The organism is Haloferax sulfurifontis ATCC BAA-897 (genome assembly GCF_000337835.1).
GTDB classification, from domain to species: domain Archaea; phylum Halobacteriota; class Halobacteria; order Halobacteriales; family Haloferacaceae; genus Haloferax; species Haloferax denitrificans.
In genome coordinates, this window is record NZ_AOLM01000008.1 from 118,411 (window position 1) to 134,627 (window position 16,217).

At 67.7% G+C, this 16,217-nt stretch carries 19 protein-coding genes; 11 read left to right on the plus strand and 8 right to left on the minus strand.

Features of this window, described 5'->3' with window-relative positions; all coding sequences use genetic code 11:
• Window position 1 precedes the first annotated feature (1 nt).
• The 8 genes from dsrO to C441_RS05140 all read left to right on the plus strand — a co-directional run bounded on the left by dsrO (window position 2) and on the right by C441_RS05140 (window position 6,338).
• A complete protein-coding gene (dsrO, locus tag C441_RS05105; RefSeq protein WP_007274142.1) occupies window positions 2–823 on the plus strand; it encodes a sulfate reduction electron transfer complex DsrMKJOP subunit DsrO in 822 nt (273 codons plus the stop codon).
• Window positions 823–2,136 (plus strand): NrfD/PsrC family molybdoenzyme membrane anchor subunit, encoded by a 1,314-nt coding sequence (nrfD, locus tag C441_RS05110; RefSeq protein ID WP_007274143.1) that lies wholly within the window; start codon window positions 823–825, stop codon window positions 2,134–2,136. Before dsrO ends, nrfD begins: the two co-directional genes overlap by 1 nt.
• The gene (locus tag C441_RS05115; RefSeq protein WP_007274144.1) at window positions 2,133–2,708 is read left to right on the plus strand and encodes a TorD/DmsD family molecular chaperone; all 576 of its coding nucleotides are present in this window, start codon (window positions 2,133–2,135) and stop codon (window positions 2,706–2,708) included. Before nrfD ends, C441_RS05115 begins: the two co-directional genes overlap by 4 nt.
• A 152-nt stretch (window positions 2,709–2,860) precedes the next feature.
• Window positions 2,861–3,334, plus strand: coding sequence for a molybdopterin-dependent oxidoreductase (locus C441_RS05120; RefSeq protein WP_007274145.1), 474 nt, complete (start codon window positions 2,861–2,863; stop codon window positions 3,332–3,334).
• Between the two features lie 4 nt (window positions 3,335–3,338).
• Complete coding sequence (mobA, locus tag C441_RS05125) at window positions 3,339–4,136, plus strand: molybdenum cofactor guanylyltransferase (RefSeq protein WP_007274146.1); 798 nt, start codon at window positions 3,339–3,341, stop codon at window positions 4,134–4,136.
• The gene (locus tag C441_RS05130) at window positions 4,133–5,047 is read left to right on the plus strand and encodes an extracellular solute-binding protein (protein WP_007274147.1); all 915 of its coding nucleotides are present in this window, start codon (window positions 4,133–4,135) and stop codon (window positions 5,045–5,047) included. The genes mobA and C441_RS05130 overlap by 4 nt, the downstream gene beginning before the upstream one ends.
• Window positions 5,028–5,837 carry a molybdate ABC transporter permease subunit gene (locus tag C441_RS05135; protein WP_007274148.1) on the plus strand — a complete coding sequence of 270 codons (810 nt, stop codon included), beginning with the start codon at window positions 5,028–5,030 and terminating at the stop codon, window positions 5,835–5,837. Before C441_RS05130 ends, C441_RS05135 begins: the two co-directional genes overlap by 20 nt.
• Window positions 5,838–5,912: 75 nt before the next feature.
• The gene (locus C441_RS05140) at window positions 5,913–6,338 is read left to right on the plus strand and encodes a MaoC family dehydratase (protein ID WP_007274149.1); all 426 of its coding nucleotides are present in this window, start codon (window positions 5,913–5,915) and stop codon (window positions 6,336–6,338) included.
• On the opposite strand, the gene C441_RS05145 is transcribed toward C441_RS05140, so the two are convergent.
• From C441_RS05145 to C441_RS05160, 4 genes are all read right to left on the minus strand, one after another.
• A complete protein-coding gene (locus C441_RS05145) occupies window positions 6,339–6,911 on the minus strand; it encodes a hypothetical protein (protein WP_007274150.1) in 573 nt (190 codons plus the stop codon).
• Window positions 6,911–7,276 (minus strand): hypothetical protein, encoded by a 366-nt coding sequence (locus tag C441_RS05150; RefSeq protein ID WP_007274151.1) that lies wholly within the window; start codon window positions 7,274–7,276, stop codon window positions 6,911–6,913. Before C441_RS05150 ends, C441_RS05145 begins: the two co-directional genes overlap by 1 nt.
• A 189-nt stretch (window positions 7,277–7,465) precedes the next feature.
• A complete protein-coding gene (locus tag C441_RS05155) occupies window positions 7,466–8,956 on the minus strand; it encodes an aldehyde dehydrogenase family protein (protein WP_007274152.1) in 1,491 nt (496 codons plus the stop codon).
• 183 nt (window positions 8,957–9,139) lie between these two features.
• Complete coding sequence (locus C441_RS05160) at window positions 9,140–9,394, minus strand: hypothetical protein (protein ID WP_007274153.1); 255 nt, start codon at window positions 9,392–9,394, stop codon at window positions 9,140–9,142.
• A 296-nt stretch (window positions 9,395–9,690) separates the two neighbouring features.
• Here C441_RS05160 and C441_RS19840 point away from each other — a divergent pair, with 296 nt between their 5' ends.
• Together C441_RS19840 and C441_RS05170 are read left to right on the plus strand one after the other, a co-directional pair.
• On the plus strand, window positions 9,691–9,906 hold the full coding sequence (locus tag C441_RS19840) for a hypothetical protein (RefSeq protein ID WP_049920453.1): 216 nt from the start codon (window positions 9,691–9,693) through the stop codon (window positions 9,904–9,906).
• A 368-nt stretch (window positions 9,907–10,274) separates the two neighbouring features.
• On the plus strand, window positions 10,275–11,285 hold the full coding sequence (locus C441_RS05170; RefSeq protein ID WP_007274155.1) for an aldo/keto reductase: 1,011 nt from the start codon (window positions 10,275–10,277) through the stop codon (window positions 11,283–11,285).
• 18 nt (window positions 11,286–11,303) lie between these two features.
• Here C441_RS05170 and C441_RS05175 read toward each other — a convergent pair whose 3' ends face one another.
• Entirely contained in the window at window positions 11,304–12,323 is a 1,020-nt protein-coding gene (locus C441_RS05175) for a lipid II:glycine glycyltransferase FemX (protein ID WP_007274156.1), read from the minus strand.
• A gap of 260 nt (window positions 12,324–12,583) precedes the next feature.
• Here C441_RS05175 and C441_RS05180 point away from each other — a divergent pair, with 260 nt between their 5' ends.
• On the plus strand, window positions 12,584–12,976 hold the full coding sequence (locus C441_RS05180; RefSeq protein ID WP_007274157.1) for a pyridoxamine 5'-phosphate oxidase family protein: 393 nt from the start codon (window positions 12,584–12,586) through the stop codon (window positions 12,974–12,976).
• Between the two features lie 43 nt (window positions 12,977–13,019).
• Here C441_RS05180 and C441_RS05185 read toward each other — a convergent pair whose 3' ends face one another.
• From C441_RS05185 to tenA, 3 genes are read right to left on the minus strand one after another with little or no spacing between them, the layout of a single operon-like run.
• Window positions 13,020–14,549, minus strand: a complete 1,530-nt coding sequence (locus C441_RS05185; protein ID WP_007274158.1) for a sodium:solute symporter family transporter — start codon at window positions 14,547–14,549, stop codon at window positions 13,020–13,022.
• Window positions 14,543–15,367, minus strand: coding sequence for a TenA family protein (locus tag C441_RS05190; protein ID WP_007274159.1), 825 nt, complete (start codon window positions 15,365–15,367; stop codon window positions 14,543–14,545). Before C441_RS05190 ends, C441_RS05185 begins: the two co-directional genes overlap by 7 nt.
• On the minus strand, window positions 15,364–16,029 hold the full coding sequence (gene tenA, locus C441_RS05195; protein ID WP_007274160.1) for a thiaminase II: 666 nt from the start codon (window positions 16,027–16,029) through the stop codon (window positions 15,364–15,366). Before tenA ends, C441_RS05190 begins: the two co-directional genes overlap by 4 nt.
• Window positions 16,030–16,217: the final 188 nt, after the last annotated feature.

Genomic DNA, 16,217 nt, shown 5'->3' on the forward strand with positions numbered 1-16,217 from the left:
CATGACTAACTACGGCTTAGTAATCGACCAAGAGCGGTGTATCGGCTGTCACGCCTGCGCCGTGACGTGTAAACAGGAGAACAACGTCGGCCTCGGCCAGTACTGGAACCGCGTGCTCACCGAGGGCGGCGACAAGATGGACACGCCGGCCGGGACGTACCCGGAGAACGGCGAGGACGGCACGCTGGAGATGTCCTACCAGCCGACGGCCTGCCAGCACTGCGAGAACGCGCCGTGCGTGAAGGTGTGTCCGGTCAACGCGACCTACACCCGCGAGGACGGCATCGTCGAAATCGACTACGACAAGTGTATCGGCTGTCGCTACTGCATGGCCGCCTGCCCGTACAACGCCCGCGTGTTCAACTGGGACGAACCGCAGACGGTCCCCGAAGACGGGACCGGCGACGTGCCGGCCCGCCCGCAGGGCGTCGTCGAGAAGTGTACGTTCTGTTCCCACCGCGTCGAGGAGGGGCTCGACCCCGCCTGCGTCGTGAACTGCCCGGCGGACGCCCGCATCTTCGGCGACCTCGACAACGAGGAAAGCACCGTCTCGAAGTACATCAGGAAGTACCAGACGACGCGACTGCTCGAAGACCGCGGCACCGACCCGAAGACGTACTACATCCGCGGCGAGATGAGTCCGGGTCGCCCGCAGACCTCCGACAAGATGGAGAGCGAACTCGACGACGTGTCGGTCTGGTCGGAGCCGAAGGACAACGGTCCCGTCGAGGAAAGCGGCGGAAGCGGCGGCGGCGGGTCGCACGGCTCGCTGTCGAACGACGCGCTTCCGCACGTCCCCGCGTTCGAGGGGGGTGACGACTGATGTCGAGAGAGACCGCCTCCTCGCGGTTCGTCGTCCCCGAGTTCGGGAGCGCCGGGAAGCTCTGGGTGGGCTTTCTCGCCGCGCTCGTCGTAGTCGGCGTCGCCGCGTGGGCCTATCAGCTCACCACCGGCCTCGTCGTCACGGGGATGCGCAACGTGTTCTCGTGGGGGCTGTACATCATGATGTTCGTCCTGTTCGTCGGGCTGTCGGCCGGCGGGCTCATCATCTCCAGCGCGCCGAAGTTCTTCCACTCGCACCGCTACGAGGGGTTCGCCCGCCTCGGGGTGCTGGTGAGCCTCGCGTGCATCACCGTCGCCGGGCTCCTCATCCTGCCCGACATCGGTCGCCCCGAGCGCCTCTACCAGTTTTTCACCTCGCCCGACTTCCGGTCGCCGATGGTGTGGGACTTCGGTATCGTCGTCCTCTACGGCGCGCTGAACCTCTGGTACCTCTGGCTCCTGACCCGCCGCGACCTCGCGGCTCGCGGGTCGCGGCTGGCGCTCGGCGTCGAGGACACGGAGGCCGGCCGCGAGCGCGACCGGACGCTCATGTTCTGGACCGCCGCCGTCGCACTGCCGACCGCGGTCGCGCTCCACTCGGTCACCGGGTGGATTTTCGCCACGCAAATCGGCCGCGGCGACTGGTTCAGCCCGCTCGTCGCGCCGGTGTTCATCGCCAAGGCGCTCGTGTCCGGGCTCGGCCTGCTGTTGGTCGTCTCCGTCCTCGCCTCGCGGTTCACCCGCTTTACCGTCGACCGCGAGGAACTGACGAGCCTCGGGAAGGTGCTCGGCATCTTCCTCGCGTTCCACGTCGTCTACCTGCTCGCCGCCGAGCGCCTCCCGCACGCGTGGGCCGACCACTTCGGGTTCTGGGCCATCACGGGGAGCTTCCTCATCGGCGAGTCGGCGTACTTCTGGCTCTGGACGGTCGTCGGCGGGGCGGTCCCGCTGGCGATGCTCGCGCTCCCGTCGTTCCGCGAGCGCGTGTCGGTTATCTTCACCGCCAGCGCCCTCGCGGTGTTCGGGACGACGTTCGAGGGGGTTCGACTGGTGTTCACGGGCTACGAGGCGGCCAACATCGACGCCGCCCCCGGCATCTCCGTCGGCGGCGAGTACGCCGGGGTGACGACCGACATCTGGGCGAGCGCGGGGTCGTACACGCCCACGCTCGTCGAGATTGCGGTCACCGCGGGCGTCATCGCCATCGGCGCGCTCATCGTCACCTTCGGACTCCGGTACGTCCCGATTCAAGCCGAGAACGAATCGACCGCGGTGGCGACCGACGGCGGCGAAACGCGGGGGGAAGGCCGATGAGCGAACCCGCCGCTCGAACCCCGACCGAGGGGAACGACGCGACCGGCGACGCCTTCGAGTCGGCCCGGACGGCGACGTATGCGGTCCTCGCGGCCTGCTGGCGCGATCCGACAGAGCGACTGGTCGAGGTCGCAAACGACGGCGAGCTATCGGCGCTGTTCGGCCCGCTGGAGTCGCTCGAACTCCACGCGCTTCGGAGCGAGTACGCCCGGCTGTTCATCGGCCCGGCCGGCCCGCCGTGTCCGCCCTACGAGAGCGTCTACCGCGACAAGAAGAGCGACGACGAGTTCGGCGAGGTACTGGGGCCGGCGACGGCGGCCGTCGAGCGATGGTATCAGGCGTTCGGCGTCGAGCACCGACCCGAACAGCGCGACCTGCCGGACCACGTGGCGACGGAACTGGAGTTCTGCGCGTACCTCGCCGAACACGGCCGCGACGACCGCCTCGACCAGTTCCGCGACGAACACCTCACGCGGTGGGTCGGCGACCTCTGTGACCGGGTCGAAGCCGAGACGCGGTCGCCGTTCTACGCGGCGCTCGCCCGGACGACGCGGGAGGTGGTCGCCGACTGACTCACAGCCGAGTTGAAACCGTCGAACCGAACACAACCGCCAGTTCGCTCCCGAACCGAGTCGCCCCGACTTTCCCGGCCTGTTTAAAGGCCTTAATTATCAGAGGTTACATACACCGTCAGAGTCAACCAATATCGAACTAGTGAGTACGCATGCACGCACAACGCCACCGGTCGCGGCCGGCGACCCCCCTCTCCGAGTCGATTCTCGTCTGCGGCGACAGCGGGGTCTCGTTGTCCGGGCCGGAGCTACGCGGGTTGCCCGCCGAGGACCGGACGGTGACGGTCGCGTGCGCGTCGGGGACCCGGCACACCGCGACGTGGACCGGGATTCCGGTCTTCGACCTCTTTGCCGACGCCGGCCTCGACGACGAGACGACGCACCTCGTGGTCGAGAGCGCCGACGGCTATCGGGTCTGCATCGACGTGTACGCCGCGTTCGACGCCGTCGTCGCCTACGCCCGCGACGGGACACCCATCCGCGAGGAACACGACTACGAGACGCGGTTTATCGCGCCGGACGTCGACGGGTCGCGGACGGTGAAAGGCGTCCGCGCCGTCGAGGCGCGCGCGCTCGACCCCGCGACCGACCCCGAATCGCTCGAAGACATCTTCAAGAAGCCCTGACCAGATGACGCGAGAGAGACAGAATCGACCGAGCCGGACGGACGTGCCGACCGCGGTGAATGTGTCGACCGTGTCGGACACAACGGCCGCGCCGACAGCGCCGACAACGCCGGACGCGACGGCCGTCGCCCTCGCCGGCGGCGAGAGCACCCGCTTCGGACACGGACACAAGGCCCTCGCGACGCTCGACGGGGAGTCGCTGATTCGGCGCGTCGTCGGGACGCTCCGAACCGTGACGGGTCGCCCACCGATAGTCGCGGTTCGGACCGCCGACCAGCGCGAGCGTCTCACCGCGGCGCTTCCGGCGGCGTGGGACGTTCGGTTCGTCCGCGACGCCGAGAGGCTGTCCGGCCCGCTCGCCGGCGTCACCGCGGCCGCCTCGGCGGCCGAGACCCCGTGGCTGTTCGTCGCCGGCTGTGACATGCCGCTTCTCGAACCGCACGCGGTCGCGGCGCTGTTCGAGCGCGCCGCCAGTCGAAACGGCGACGGCGACCGCCTCATCTCCGCGGACGGTGACCGCCCCGCCTCTACCGGCGGCGACCGTTCCGTCCCGCCGGCCATCGTCCCCGTCTCCGAGCGGGGTCACGAACCGCTCCACGCCCTGTACCGTCGGTCTGCGGTCCGAGACAACGTCTCCGAACTCGCCCCCGACGACGGCCTCGGGGCGCTTTTGGACCGACTCGACGGCGTCGAGTACGTCGGGTTCGACGCGCTTCCCGCGAGCGCCGGCCGGTCGGTGACGAACGTGAACACGCGCACGGAGTTGGCGCGGGTCGCCGCCGGATGTGAGGTGCGGCGATGAGTCGTGACGCGCGGGGTGCGTCGAGCAGACGGGCGTTCCTCGCGTCCGTCGGCGGGACCGCGGCGGCCGGTCTCACCGCGACGGCGGGCTGTCTCGGCCGGGGCGGGTCGACGCCGACCGTGTCGGTTCTCGCCGCCGGAAGCCTCCAGCGGGCGCTCACCACCGAGTTCGAAGCGCCGGAGGGGACCCGATTCGAGGTCGAGGCCCACGGCTCAGCGCGCGTGGCTCGGATGGTCGCCGACGGCCAACGCGACCCAGATATCGTCGCGCTCGCGGACCCGACGCTGTTCGACGCGCCGCTTTCGGTCCCGTGGTACGCCACGTTCGCCAACAACGCCCTCGTCGTCGCGTACAACCCGCAGACCGACGGCGGAACGCGGGTCGCCGAAGCCGCGTCGTGGCCCGACGCCCTCCTCGACGACGCGGTCAGCCTCGGCCGAACCGACCCCGACCTCGACCCGCTGGGCTACCGGACGCGGTTCGCGCTCGCGCTCGCGGCCGACTACTACGACCGGCCGGCGCTCGCCGACGACCTGCTCCGCCGCGACCAGATTTACCCCGAGACGCAACTGCTCGCGCAGTTCGACGCCGGCGGCGTCGACGCGGCGTTCGTCTACCGGAGCATGGCCGTCGAGCGCGGCTACCCGTCTCTCGAACTCCCGGCCGCAATCGACCTGAGCGACCCCGAACACGCGTCCGCATACGAGACGGCTTCCTACACGCTTCCGGACGGCGTCACCGTCCGCGGCGGCCCGATTCGGTACGCCGCGACGCGCCGCACCGACACGGCGGCGGCGAAGTCGGTGTTCGAGGCGCTCGTCGGAACCGCCGGCGACTTCCTCGAACCCTCCGGGTTCACCGTTCGCGAGAGCCACCCACACTACTTCGGAGATGTCCCACCGACAGCCTAACCGCCGCGAGCGCGGCGTCACGCGACTCCTGCCCGAGACGTGGCGAGGCCTGACGCTGGTTCTCGCCGGGATGCTCCTCGTCTACTACCTGCTTCCCATCGGCGCGCTCGTCCTCGCGCAGTCGCCGGCGTCGCTGGCCGCCGACGTGACGAGCGAGGTCGTCCTGACCGCCGCGACCAACTCCGTCGTCGCGGCGGCGCTCAGCACGCTTGTCGCCGTCGCCTTCGGCGTCCCCTTGGCCTACTGGCTCTCGCGCACGTCGTTCCGCGGCCGGGACGTGATTCTGGCGCTGGTGATGCTCCCGCTCGTGCTCCCGCCGGTCGTCAGCGGGATGTTACTGCTCAAGCTGGTCGGTCCCGCGGGCCTCGGCCAACTGACGAGCGTCCCCCTCACGCGCTCGCTGGTCGGGGTCGTCCTCGCGCAGACCTACGTCGCCTCGCCGTTTCTGGTCGTGACCGCGAAGACGGCCTTCGACGGCGTGGACAGGCAACTCGAAGCGGCGGCCCGCTCGCTCGGCGAGAACCGAATCGGGAGCGTCCGGCGCGTGACGCTCCCGCTGGCGAAACAGGGCATCCTCGCCGGCGTGACCCTGACGTTCGCGCGGGCGATGGGCGAGTTCGGCGCGACGCTCATGCTGGCGTACTACCCGCGGACGCTCCCGGTGCAAATCTGGGTGTCGTACCTCTCGACCGGCCTCGACGCCGCGTTCCCCGTCGCGCTCGTCCTCGTCTCCATCGCCGTCGGCGCGATTCTCTTGGTCCACGCGCTGGGGACGAACCCGTGGGAGTGAGGTCGAGCGAAACCGCGGCATTACAAAACCGCGTCGCACCCGAGGATTGAGTTCGGCGGCCGTCGAAGCGACCGTATGCCAGTCGCGACCGTCGGCGACCGCGCGGTATCGGAGCGCGCCGTGACCGAGGAGACTATCGACCGGTTCGCCGAGGTGTCGGGCGACGAGAACCCGATTCACCTCGACGCGGAGTACGCCGCCGAGACGACGTTCGGCGGGCGCATCGCCCACGGGATGCTCGCCGCGTCGGTCGTCAGCGCCGCGCTCGCGCGGCTTCCGGGCGACATCGTCTACCTCTCGCAGGACCTCTCCTTCGAGCGGCCGGTCCGCCCCGGTGACACGGCGGTCGCCGAGGTGGCCGTGGTCGAGTCGCTCGGCGGCGACCGACTCGCCGTCGAGACGACCGCGAGCGTCGGCGACGAGACGGTCGTCTCCGGCGAGGCCGTCGTGTTATCGCTGGCGCACGACGGGACGGGAGAAACGGAGGACGGCGGTCGGTAGTTACGACTCCGAGGTCCGCAACAACTGCGCGACGTAGGGACTGTTCCCCCAGCTTCGGTGCGGGGAAATCGTCGTGAGAAGCGTTCTCGCCTCGGCGCGCGTCATGTGACCGTTGCGGGCGTAGTCGCAGACGAGCCGCGGCGTCGGGACGATTCGCGGGCCGCGCAGGACGGCGTGAACGAGCGCGAAGTTCGTTCCCCCGAACTCGTCGGTGAGAAAGCCGTCGACGGCGAGCGCGTTCGCGAGCACGATACCGTCGGTCTCTCCGTCGTCGAGGCCGAATGTCGGGCGCTCGCCGGGCGTGTCCGCCCGTCCGTACGGGTCTTCGACCGCGTAGTAGTCTCTCGCGGCCAGCACGTTCGTCGCCGCCGCACCGTGGATGTCCGAGTACTGTGCGATGTCGCGCAGTTCCGCGACCACTTCGGGCGGCGCGGACACGTCACACGACGTGAGCACGTACTGAAGCGGGTCCGGAGCCGCGGAACTGTCGTAGTCGGGGTCCGCACGGGGAACCGCGAGGCTCACGAGCGCGCTCGTGTCGGCGACCGCCGTCCGGAGACGTGGACCGCTCATCACTCGTCGGCGTCACGAGCATCGGCCGTCGTCGCCTCCCCGCCGTAGATGTCGACGTTCTCGGGTGCGGCCAAGTCCAGTGGCTCGCCTTCGAGGTCCGCTTTGAGCAGGCGGAGCCGCTGGGCCGTCTCGGCTCCGACGAGCTGTTTGACCGTCTCGAAGTCGAGCTGGTCGTCGTAGTACTTCGTCGCGACCAGTTCTTGGACGGTCTCGCTGTGGGCGGTGTCCTCGATGTAGTCGCGGATGGCCTCTACGAGGAGGTCGGTCCGGTCCTTGTCGAAGAGGTCCGCGAGCGCGTCGAGACGCTCGACGAGGTACTCGGGCGACTGAAAGTGGACTCGACGGGGGTCGTCGCTCGCGCTCATCTCGTGTGCAAGTTCTGCACACAGACGAATAACGGTTTCGTCGCGTTGCACACAGCTTGCACACGAGATTCGGCGCGGAGGGAACTCAGGGAACCCAGTCCTGTTCAAACAGAGAGACGCAAGAGAAGGTCCACGACTTCAGTCGTGGGTTACTAACCGCAGTTCTCACTCAGTTCGGCGTCACCCGGCTTACAGCGGGTAGTCGCGCGGTTCGCGCTGGAGCGAAATCCACTTGTCCTCGGTGATTTCGTCGAGGAAGGCGTCGCTGTTGTAGGTGCCGACGCCGGAGGCTCCGATGCCGCTGAACGGGACGTGCGCCTCGTCGTTGATGGGCTGGTCGTTGACGTGGACGTTGCCGGTCTCCATGCGGAGGGCGATTTCCTTGCCCGCGGCGAGGTCGCCGGCGTGGACCGACCCGGAGAGGCCGTACTCGGTCGCGTTGGCGAGTTCGACCGCCTCGTCGACGTCCGAGAACGGAATGACGGGCGCGATGGGACCGAAGTGCTCGTTGCAGGCCGCCGCCATGTCGTTCGTCACGCCCGAGAGGACGGTCGGTTCGACGACCAGCGAGTCGTCGACGCCGTCGAGGTCGGCCGTCGAGCCGCCGGTTTCCAGCGTCGCGCCGGCGTCGACCGTCTCCTCGACGTAGCCCAGCATCTCGTCGCGCTGGGACTCGTCGATGATGGGACCGACGACCGTGTCGTCCTCGTGGGCGGAGCCGACGGGTAGCTCCGCGGCCCGCTCGGTCAGCTTCTCGACGTACTCGTCGTAGACCGACTCGTGGACGATGTGGCGGTTGATGGAGATACAGACCTGCCCCTGGTGGACGAAGCTCCCGAAGACCGCGGCGTCGACCGCGCGGTCGACGTCCGCGGCCTCGGTCACGATGTGGGCGTTGTTGCCGCCGAGCTCCATCGCGGGCACGGCGAGGTTCTCGCCGGCGATGCCGGAGACGCGCTTGCCGACCTCGGTCGACCCGGTGAACGCCACCACGTCGCTCTCGGGGTGGCCGGCGACGCGGTCGCCGATTTCGGAGCCGCGGCCGGTGACGACGTTGACGACGCCCTCGGGGAGGTCGGTCTCCTCGAACAGCTTGGCGAACAGCAACCCGCCCGTGATGGGCGAGTTGGTCGACGGCTTCAGCACGACCGCGTTCCCCGCGGCGACCGCGGGCGCGACCGCCCGCATCGACAGGTTCAGCGGGAAGTTCCACGGCGAGATGACCGTCACCACGCCTTTCGGATTCTTCTGGACGATGTTCTCCTTGCCGGGGATGTTAGAATCGACGTGCTCGCCCCGCATCCGCCGGGGGAGCGTCGCGGCCTCGCTCGCGTGGTCGGTGGCGATTTGGACGGACGTCTCGCCCATGATTCGCGAGCCGCCGACCTCGTGTGCGAGGAGGTCGATAATCTCCTCTTCGTACTCCCGCAGTTTCTGGAGGAACTGCTCGACGACCTCCTGACGTCGCGCGGGCGGCGCCTCGGCCCACGACTCCTGTGCTTCGGCGGCCGCTTCGTAGGCGGCGTCGACGTCGGCCTCCGTCCCGCGAGGGACGTTCGCAATCGTCTCGCGGGTCGACGGGTCCTCGACCGCGATGCTCTCACCGCTTTCACTCCCGGTCCACTCGCCGTCGATGTACAGCGCGTTCCAGTCGGCGTCGGTGGCGATGTCGTCGACCATGTGCAGTCGGGAGTTGGGGACTGCGGGATAAATGGGGCCGTAATGGGGAGAAGCCCTCGCGTTGCGACAGCCTCAAAAACTTCTGTCCCTGCGACGCGCGGCGCACAATCACAGTTCGCGTGCTGAACAGACAGCGCGCGTCAGGCGCTCGACTTGCCGGTCTCGATGGCCGAAACAGGAGCGCTATTGGACTCCCGTGTTCGACTTCCGCTGTCTGGCACACCAGTCGAGAATCTCCTCACGGAGTTCGTCCGGTGTCGGCCCGAACAAGCGTCCGAGTCGCCAGCCAAGGTTATTCCACGTGAGCTTCTCGAGCACTCCCTCGTATTCTCGTCCCTGAACGGCCCGGGTCCACCCCTGTTTGAAGTTTCGCCGTCGGCCGTCGGTCAAATCGTTGCGCTCGTCTTCCTCGAAGGTGAGTCCCTCTAGGTCGAACATGGCTGGTCGGAATATGTCGTAGACGAGCCATAAGTGCTTACACGAGTGAGAGGCAGACGCGATTGTGAGAGGCAGATAGCTCGTTACGAGACTCGTTCTTCCCACTTGCCCATCCGATTCGGGCGTTCAGTTCGCACGCCGCCTCGGGGGTGACGTGGATTCGGGACGACGGAGCAAGGCGTAAGCGGAAACGGAAAGAAGAGCAGAACACAGCGGAACCCGGCCGTTGCACGCAACACCCGAATCGACACCCACCTTCTTTACGGAGCGTTCCGTGGTCGCGAACAGAGGACTCGATGACATCGAAACAGGGTGGACACACGCCGCTTTCTCCTCGCGCGACGCGAGCGTTCGAGCATCTTCGGCCCCTCGTCACCGACCGCGACGCGGGGATGCCCGTGGCGGACGCGCGCCGCCGGGTTCGCTCGGCGGGCGAAGACCCCGAGGCCGTCGACGAACTCCTGAACAAGGGGTATCTCTACGAAGTCGAAGGCGACGTGTACGTGACGTAAGCGCCGTCGCGGCGGTCTGACCGGCCCCGCGGCGAGCCACCGAACCGGCCCGGACGCGACGCGGCGCGAGGCCGCACGTCGACTCGTGACCCGCTCGCTGGGTCGGGGGTCGACCACCCTGTGACACGCGAAACCTCTCGACTATATAACTCCCGTTCGACTCGTGAGGCGCACGTATCCGTCACGAGAATCGCGGGGTGCCACGAGAGACTCGCACCGAGAGCGAGACCCGCGGCGTGTATCGTGAAGAACGACGAACTGGCGTCGCTGATTCGCGCGAACGCTGACGGTGAAATGGGGGGCGAATCACCCCAATCGCCTTCCGGCTACCCAACGTTTTTGCGTCGATTCGGCGTATCTGTGCGGGCATGACGACACTCGAAGACATCGACCTAGACTTCGTCCCGTTCGGGGAGACGGGCCTCCAGACGAGCGAACTCCAGTTCGGGACGTGGCGGTTCGGCAAGGAGACCGAACAGGGGAACGTCGAAATCGACGAGGAGCGCGCGCACGAACTCCTCGACGCCTACGAGGCGGCCGGCGGGCGCTTCATCGACACCGCCGACGTGTACGGCGGCGGCGCGAGCGAGCGCTGGATCGGCGACTGGCTCGAAGACCGAGACCGAGAGCGGTTCACCATCGCCTCTAAGATCTACTGGCAGATTCGAAGCGGCGACCCGAACAGCCTCGGGACGAACCGGAAGAACGTCCGCCATCGCATCGACGCCCTGCTCGACCGCCTCGACACCGACTACGTGGACGTGCTCTACATCCACCGCTGGGACGACGAGACGCCCACGCGCGAGATGATGAAGACGCTCAACGGCCTCGTCGAAGACGGGAAGGTCCACTACCTCGGCGCGTCGACGCTCCGACCGAACGCGTGGAAGGTGGCGAAGGCGAACGAAATCGCCCGCGCCGAGGGCTGGGAACCGTTCACCGTCGCACAGCCGCGGTACAACCTCGTCGACCGCGAAATCGAGGGAGACTACTTGGAGATGACCCGCTCGTACGGCATCGCGGTGTGCCCGTGGAGCCCGCTCGGACAGGGCTTCCTCACCGGGAAGTACACCCGCGAGGAGGGCCTCACCGGCGAGTCCCGCGCCGCGGAGTCCAGTCGGTTCGAGGACTCCTACCTGACCGAGGAGAACTTCGACGCGCACGACGAACTCGACGCGGTCGCCGAGGAAGTCGACGCGACGCCCGCACAGACGGCGCTCGCGTGGCTCATGCACCGCGACGGCGTGACCGCCCCCATCGTCGGCGCGCGCACGGTCGAACAGCTGACCGAGAACCTCGAAGCCGCCGCCATCGACCTCAGCGACGAGCAGGTCGACCGCCTGACCGAGGCGAAGCCCGACCCCTACGCGGGGCTCTAAGGGTCTTTCCGGGGAGTGTTACACTCCCTCGCGAATCGTCTTGTAGAGGTGCGCGAGCGTCTTCATCCCCGCCGCGTTCCGTTCGAGGCTGTAGAAGGGGTGGAGCTCGGGGTTGAATTTCGCCTTGTATCGGTTGATGCGGCGGTTGTTCGCGCCGACGAGGTCGTAGGTCGTCCGCCCGCGGTCCATCGCGTCGCGCATGATGCGCCAGTCCAGCAGGTCGTTGATGGCGAGGTCGGAATCGACGTCCGTCCGGACGCCGCCTTGCCACCGCGAGACCGTCTCCTTGTAGTCGATGACGAGGATTCCACCGGCGAACTCGCCGTCGATACGGAGGACGTAGGGGCGAACCTGCCCCTCCGGGAGAGTGGTGTAAAGGTCCCTGACGAACTCCGATGTCGACCGATAGGAGATACCTTGAGACTCGTAGCGCGAGGCGACCTGTTCGACGATTTGCTCGATTTCTTCGAGTCCGCCCTCCTCGATGGTGTACGCGTCGTCGGGCGCGTTCCGGATGTTCGACCGGGCGTCACTGCTGAAGCTCATGAACACGTCGTCGACGCCGGGCGAGAGGTCGACGTGGTAGGTGTACTGCGGCGTTATCGCGTAGTCGTTCCAGGAGAACGCTCTGAGGTCGTCGTACCGGCCGTCGAGGCGAATGTGAGTGTAGCGCGGTCGAATCTCCTCGCGGACCCAGTCGAGGCAGTCGTCGATGAACTCGTGGTGTCGGCCCTCGCGCTTTCGCTGTTTCATGTGGTCCATGTTCAGGAGGACCGGGCCGAGGTACGCGACTCGGAGCTCCGGCGGCGGTGAGAACACCGTCGCTATCGGTCCCTTGTTGATGCGAAACAGCGGGAACAGCCCGACGACTTCCTCGCCTTTTCGTCCGACGAGCGGAACCAACTCCGCGCCGGCGTGTGCCGCCTGAATCTCCAGCGCGTCGTACTGATGGAACGCGTTGCCATGCGGGGACTGTTCGACGAACGCGTCCCAGCCGTGGACGTCGTCTCCAGTCGCCCGCCGAACCTCGATACTCATGAGTAAGGTGCCTGAACTGTCGCGTCTGACCGCTTTGTTATGCACCCGTTATACGGGTGATTGCACCCGATTTGAACGCGTCACAACCGCGTCACGGCGGGCGTTAATAGAATATTTCTGATAAGAATTCGAAGAGGGCGCGAGCGTTCACGAGTCGAGAGTCGGCGGGACGGGAGGAAACCGTCGGATCGGGGACTACCCTCGCGTTTGTAAATATAGGTCGGAGCCACCGTTTTACTCCGAGAGAGCCATTTCTAACCATGACCGGCCTCTCCGAACGCGCCGCGGCGCTCGTCACGAGCGAACCGCTCATGGCGCACCTCGCGACCAGCGTCGACGACCGCCCTCACGTCGCCCCCGTCTGGTTCGACTACGCGGCCGACCGCGGGGTCTTCGAGGTGCTCACGTCGGGTCGAAAGCTCGAAAACGTCCGCGAGAACCCGCGCGTCGCGCTCTCCATCCAGAAAGACGAGCGGGGACAGGCGCAATGGAAGGTGACGGTTCTCGGGACGGCCACCATCGTCACCGACGAGGACGCCCTGCGAGACGCCACGCGGCGAATCAACCGGAAGTACGGGGCCGAGGAGTCGGCGTGGCCCGAAAACGAGTTGGTCCGAATCTCGGTGGGGACCGCGACCGTCAGCGAGTACTGAGGCGGGCGGTCGGAAGGCCCCGCGTCAGTCGGACGACGGTGTCTCAGTCGGACGACGGCGCGTCGCTTCGGCCGTCGTCGAACCGCCGAATCTCCCGCGAGAGTCGATTGAGGTCGAATCCGGCGTCCGCGAGTCGGGCGGCGACGAGCGACGCCGCCGTCGACACCACGAACGCCCCGCCGAAGGAGGTGAGATACAGCGGGTCGGCGGCGGGGAGCAGGCCGCCGACGACCGGAATCGACGTGATGACGCCGCGGAGGTCGGGGAAGAACGCGAGGCCGACGGCGAGCCCGGTGAGACTGCTCGCGAGCGCGCCGAGACCGGTGATTCGCGTCGAGTACAGCCCGTAGACGAGCGGGAAGGCGACGGCCGCGCCGAGCAGGTCGGCGAAGAAGAACAGCCGGAGGACGCTCTGAGCCCGGAGGCTGACGTAAATCGCGGCGATTGCGACGGCGATTGTGAGCGCCCGCGACCCGAGCGCGAGACGGCGGTCGCTCGGTTCCGCGAGCAGGCGGGCGAGGTCCGCGGTCACGAGGCTCGAAAGCGCGTTGAACAGCGTGTCGATGGAGCTCATCACGAGCAGGAGCGCGAGGAGGACCGCCGCGAGGACGAGCCACTCGGGGAACGCCTCGCCGAGGAGGACGAAGAAGGCGGCGTCGGCGTTGTAGCCCGCGCTCGCGGGGTCGGTGACGACGGCGGCGTTGCCGACCGCGACGACGCCGAAGAAGGCGGTGATGAACACGATGGCACCGTTGGCGAGCGCCGCGGTCCGGAAGCTCCGCTCGACCGTCTCCGACGAGTCGGCCGCGTAGATGCGTTGCCACCACGTCTGGTTGATGAGTTCCGCGCCGAGGATGGCGAACGCGAGCGCGAGACCGAACTGGAGGCCGGCGACCGCGCCGAGGTCGAGGAGCGCGGGATTCGTCGCCGTGATGCCGTCGATGGCCGCGGCGGGACCGCCGAGCGCGACGAGCGCGCCGGCGAACGCGAGGAGTAAGAGCGGGATGACGACGACCGCTTGGACCGCGTCGGTCGCGATGCTGGCCCGGAGGCCGCCGTAACTCGTGTACAGCAGGACGAAGCCGCCGACGAGGAGCGCGGTCTGCCACTGCGGGACGCCGGCGACGAGCGAGAGCGCGCCCGCGATGCCGGTCAGTTCGGCGGCGAGGAAGATGAACATGTAGAGCGCGCTCACGAGGAGGACGAAGGCGTACATCGCGGTGCCGTAGCGGGCGTGCGCGTACTCGGTCAGCGAGTGGCCCTCGGGGATGAGGTCCCGGATTCGCGGGCCGAGGCGGGCGTAGACGAGCATCGGGACGGCCTCGCCGACCGCGTAGCCGACGACGGCGGCGATACCGAAACTCGCGCCCGCTTCGGGAGCCGAAAACAGCACCCAGACGCCCATGACGGACGCGACGAGCGTCGCCGTCGTTCGCCGACTCCCGGTGGAGTCGCGGGCGCTGATGAGGTCCTCGACGGAACCGACGCGGCCGCGGGAGAACCACACGCCGACGCCCGTAAAGGCGACGAGCGTGGCGACGGTCAGCCCGAGCGCGACGGTCGAACTCACCATCGGCCGTCACCCGGTCGCGAGGAACCGCGACTCAGTTCGTACGCCTCGTCGAAGAACGCGACCTCCAGTTCGACCGTGCGACGGAACAGCTGTTCGAGCCGCCGTTGTCGGCGCGGCGAGGCGGCCGCCCCCTCGCGGTCGAGTTCGGTCCGGAGCCACTCGACGAACGCCGCGAAGTCGTCGACCGCGTGGAGGTCGACCCACTCGGAGAGGTAGAACCGCGAGGGCGATTCGTCGGGGTGACTGCCGGCGTCGGCCGCGGCGGTCGCCCACGACAGGTAGACCCACTCGGCGGGGACGAGCACCGCCAGCGTCTCGGCGTACCCGCCCTGCCCCCCGGCGCGTTCGAGGAGGTCGATGAAGGCGCGCGTCGTCGGCGTGGTTTTCGGGTCCGCGTAGACCGACTCGGGCACGTCGAGCGCGTCGAACGCCCGGAGGAAGTAGTCGTCTTCGTCGTCGGTGAGGACGCCGAGGAACGAGACGAGTTCCGACTTCGACTCCATGGTCGGCGCGGTGCCGACGGCGTGGCCGAAGACGCCGACGAGCGTCTCCACGAAGGCGTAGTCCTGTACGAGATACTGCCTGAACACGTCGTCTGCGAGTTCGTCGGCGGCGAGTTCGCGCGTCAGTCGGTGTGCGGTCGCGTCGTCCCACGAGTCGCCCGCGCGCTCGCGGAGCCAGTCGGTAAAGCGCGGGTCCGACCGCGACGCGGCGAACTCGTCGTACGTCTCGGGGGCCGACGAGTCCGTGTCGGGTGAATTGGACGAGCCAGCCGAGTCGGGCGAACCAGTCGATTCGGGCGAATCCGCGCCGGTCATAGCGGCCACTCCTCTTGCCGCCACGCGGCGTCCCAAAACAGGTACTCGTACTGCGCCGACGTGCGGAACAGGTCGCGGAAGCGCTCGCGGTCCGATTCGGTGGCGCTCGCGGCCACGTCGTCCATGAGCGACTTACACCAGTCGGTGAGCTCGGTGAACTCGTCGCCGGCGTACATCTCGACCCACGCGGCGTACTGGTCGTGGTCCGAAACGCCCGCGTCGGCGAGTCGGCGACCCGTCTCGTTGAACCCCCACATACAGGGGAGCAGGGCGGCGACGATATCGCCGAACGAGCCGAGGGTCGCGGTGCGAACGAGGAAGTCCGTGTAGGCGCGGGTCGTCGGCGACGGCGTCGTCGCTTCGAGGTCTGTGGTGTCGATGCCGAACTCGGCGGCGTAGCTCCGGTGGAGGTCCATCTCCTCGTTGACGGTCGATTCGAGGAGGCTCGCGAACGTCCCCATCGAGTCGAACGTCGGGGCCTTCGCGGCACCGAGCGCGAAGAGGCGACTGTACTCGACGAGGTAGACGTAGTCCTGCCGCACCCAGTAGCGGAACGGCCCCTCGTCGAGGATCCCCTCCCCGAGTCGGGCGACCATCGGGTGGTCGAGGATGGCCGACCAGAACTCGTCGGCCTCGTCGCGAATCGTGTCTGTGAACGCCATAGCGAGTAATCGGAGAAGACGCTGAAAAGAATTATGATGAGGTGGTATTCATTGGTTGTTCAGTGCGCAAGAAACCCGAATTCCCGGTTTTCGTATCGCGGGCCAGCCATCGACTTCGTCGTGTGTTTCGATTGTTTCGCAGTTGTCCGGTGAGTAACGCGGGTGAACGACCCTGGTAGTTTAACACG

Excerpts from the sequence above, each read along its gene's own strand:
- C441_RS19840 (WP_049920453.1), top strand. The coding sequence starts at position 9,691 with ATGACATCGAAACAGGGTGGACACACGCCGCTTTCTCCTCGCGCGACG.
- C441_RS05145 (WP_007274150.1), bottom strand. The coding sequence starts at position 6,911 with ATGAGCGGTCCACGTCTCCGGACGGCGGTCGCCGACACGAGCGCGCTC.
- tenA (WP_007274160.1), bottom strand. The coding sequence starts at position 16,029 with ATGGCGTTCACAGACACGATTCGCGACGAGGCCGACGAGTTCTGGTCG.
- C441_RS05130 (WP_007274147.1), top strand. The coding sequence starts at position 4,133 with ATGAGTCGTGACGCGCGGGGTGCGTCGAGCAGACGGGCGTTCCTCGCG.
- C441_RS05155 (WP_007274152.1), bottom strand. The coding sequence starts at position 8,956 with ATGGTCGACGACATCGCCACCGACGCCGACTGGAACGCGCTGTACATC.
- C441_RS05180 (WP_007274157.1), top strand. The coding sequence starts at position 12,584 with ATGACCGGCCTCTCCGAACGCGCCGCGGCGCTCGTCACGAGCGAACCG.
- nrfD (WP_007274143.1), top strand. The coding sequence starts at position 823 with ATGTCGAGAGAGACCGCCTCCTCGCGGTTCGTCGTCCCCGAGTTCGGG.
- C441_RS05175 (WP_007274156.1), bottom strand. The coding sequence starts at position 12,323 with ATGAGTATCGAGGTTCGGCGGGCGACTGGAGACGACGTCCACGGCTGG.
- C441_RS05140 (WP_007274149.1), top strand. The coding sequence starts at position 5,913 with ATGCCAGTCGCGACCGTCGGCGACCGCGCGGTATCGGAGCGCGCCGTG.
- C441_RS05135 (WP_007274148.1), top strand. The coding sequence starts at position 5,028 with ATGTCCCACCGACAGCCTAACCGCCGCGAGCGCGGCGTCACGCGACTC.
- C441_RS05120 (WP_007274145.1), top strand. The coding sequence starts at position 2,861 with ATGCACGCACAACGCCACCGGTCGCGGCCGGCGACCCCCCTCTCCGAG.
- C441_RS05150 (WP_007274151.1), bottom strand. The coding sequence starts at position 7,276 with ATGAGCGCGAGCGACGACCCCCGTCGAGTCCACTTTCAGTCGCCCGAG.
- C441_RS05185 (WP_007274158.1), bottom strand. The coding sequence starts at position 14,549 with ATGGTGAGTTCGACCGTCGCGCTCGGGCTGACCGTCGCCACGCTCGTC.
- mobA (WP_007274146.1), top strand. The coding sequence starts at position 3,339 with ATGACGCGAGAGAGACAGAATCGACCGAGCCGGACGGACGTGCCGACC.
- C441_RS05190 (WP_007274159.1), bottom strand. The coding sequence starts at position 15,367 with ATGACCGGCGCGGATTCGCCCGAATCGACTGGTTCGCCCGACTCGGCT.
- dsrO (WP_007274142.1), top strand. The coding sequence starts at position 2 with ATGACTAACTACGGCTTAGTAATCGACCAAGAGCGGTGTATCGGCTGT.
- C441_RS05115 (WP_007274144.1), top strand. The coding sequence starts at position 2,133 with ATGAGCGAACCCGCCGCTCGAACCCCGACCGAGGGGAACGACGCGACC.
- C441_RS05160 (WP_007274153.1), bottom strand. The coding sequence starts at position 9,394 with ATGTTCGACCTAGAGGGACTCACCTTCGAGGAAGACGAGCGCAACGAT.
- C441_RS05170 (WP_007274155.1), top strand. The coding sequence starts at position 10,275 with ATGACGACACTCGAAGACATCGACCTAGACTTCGTCCCGTTCGGGGAG.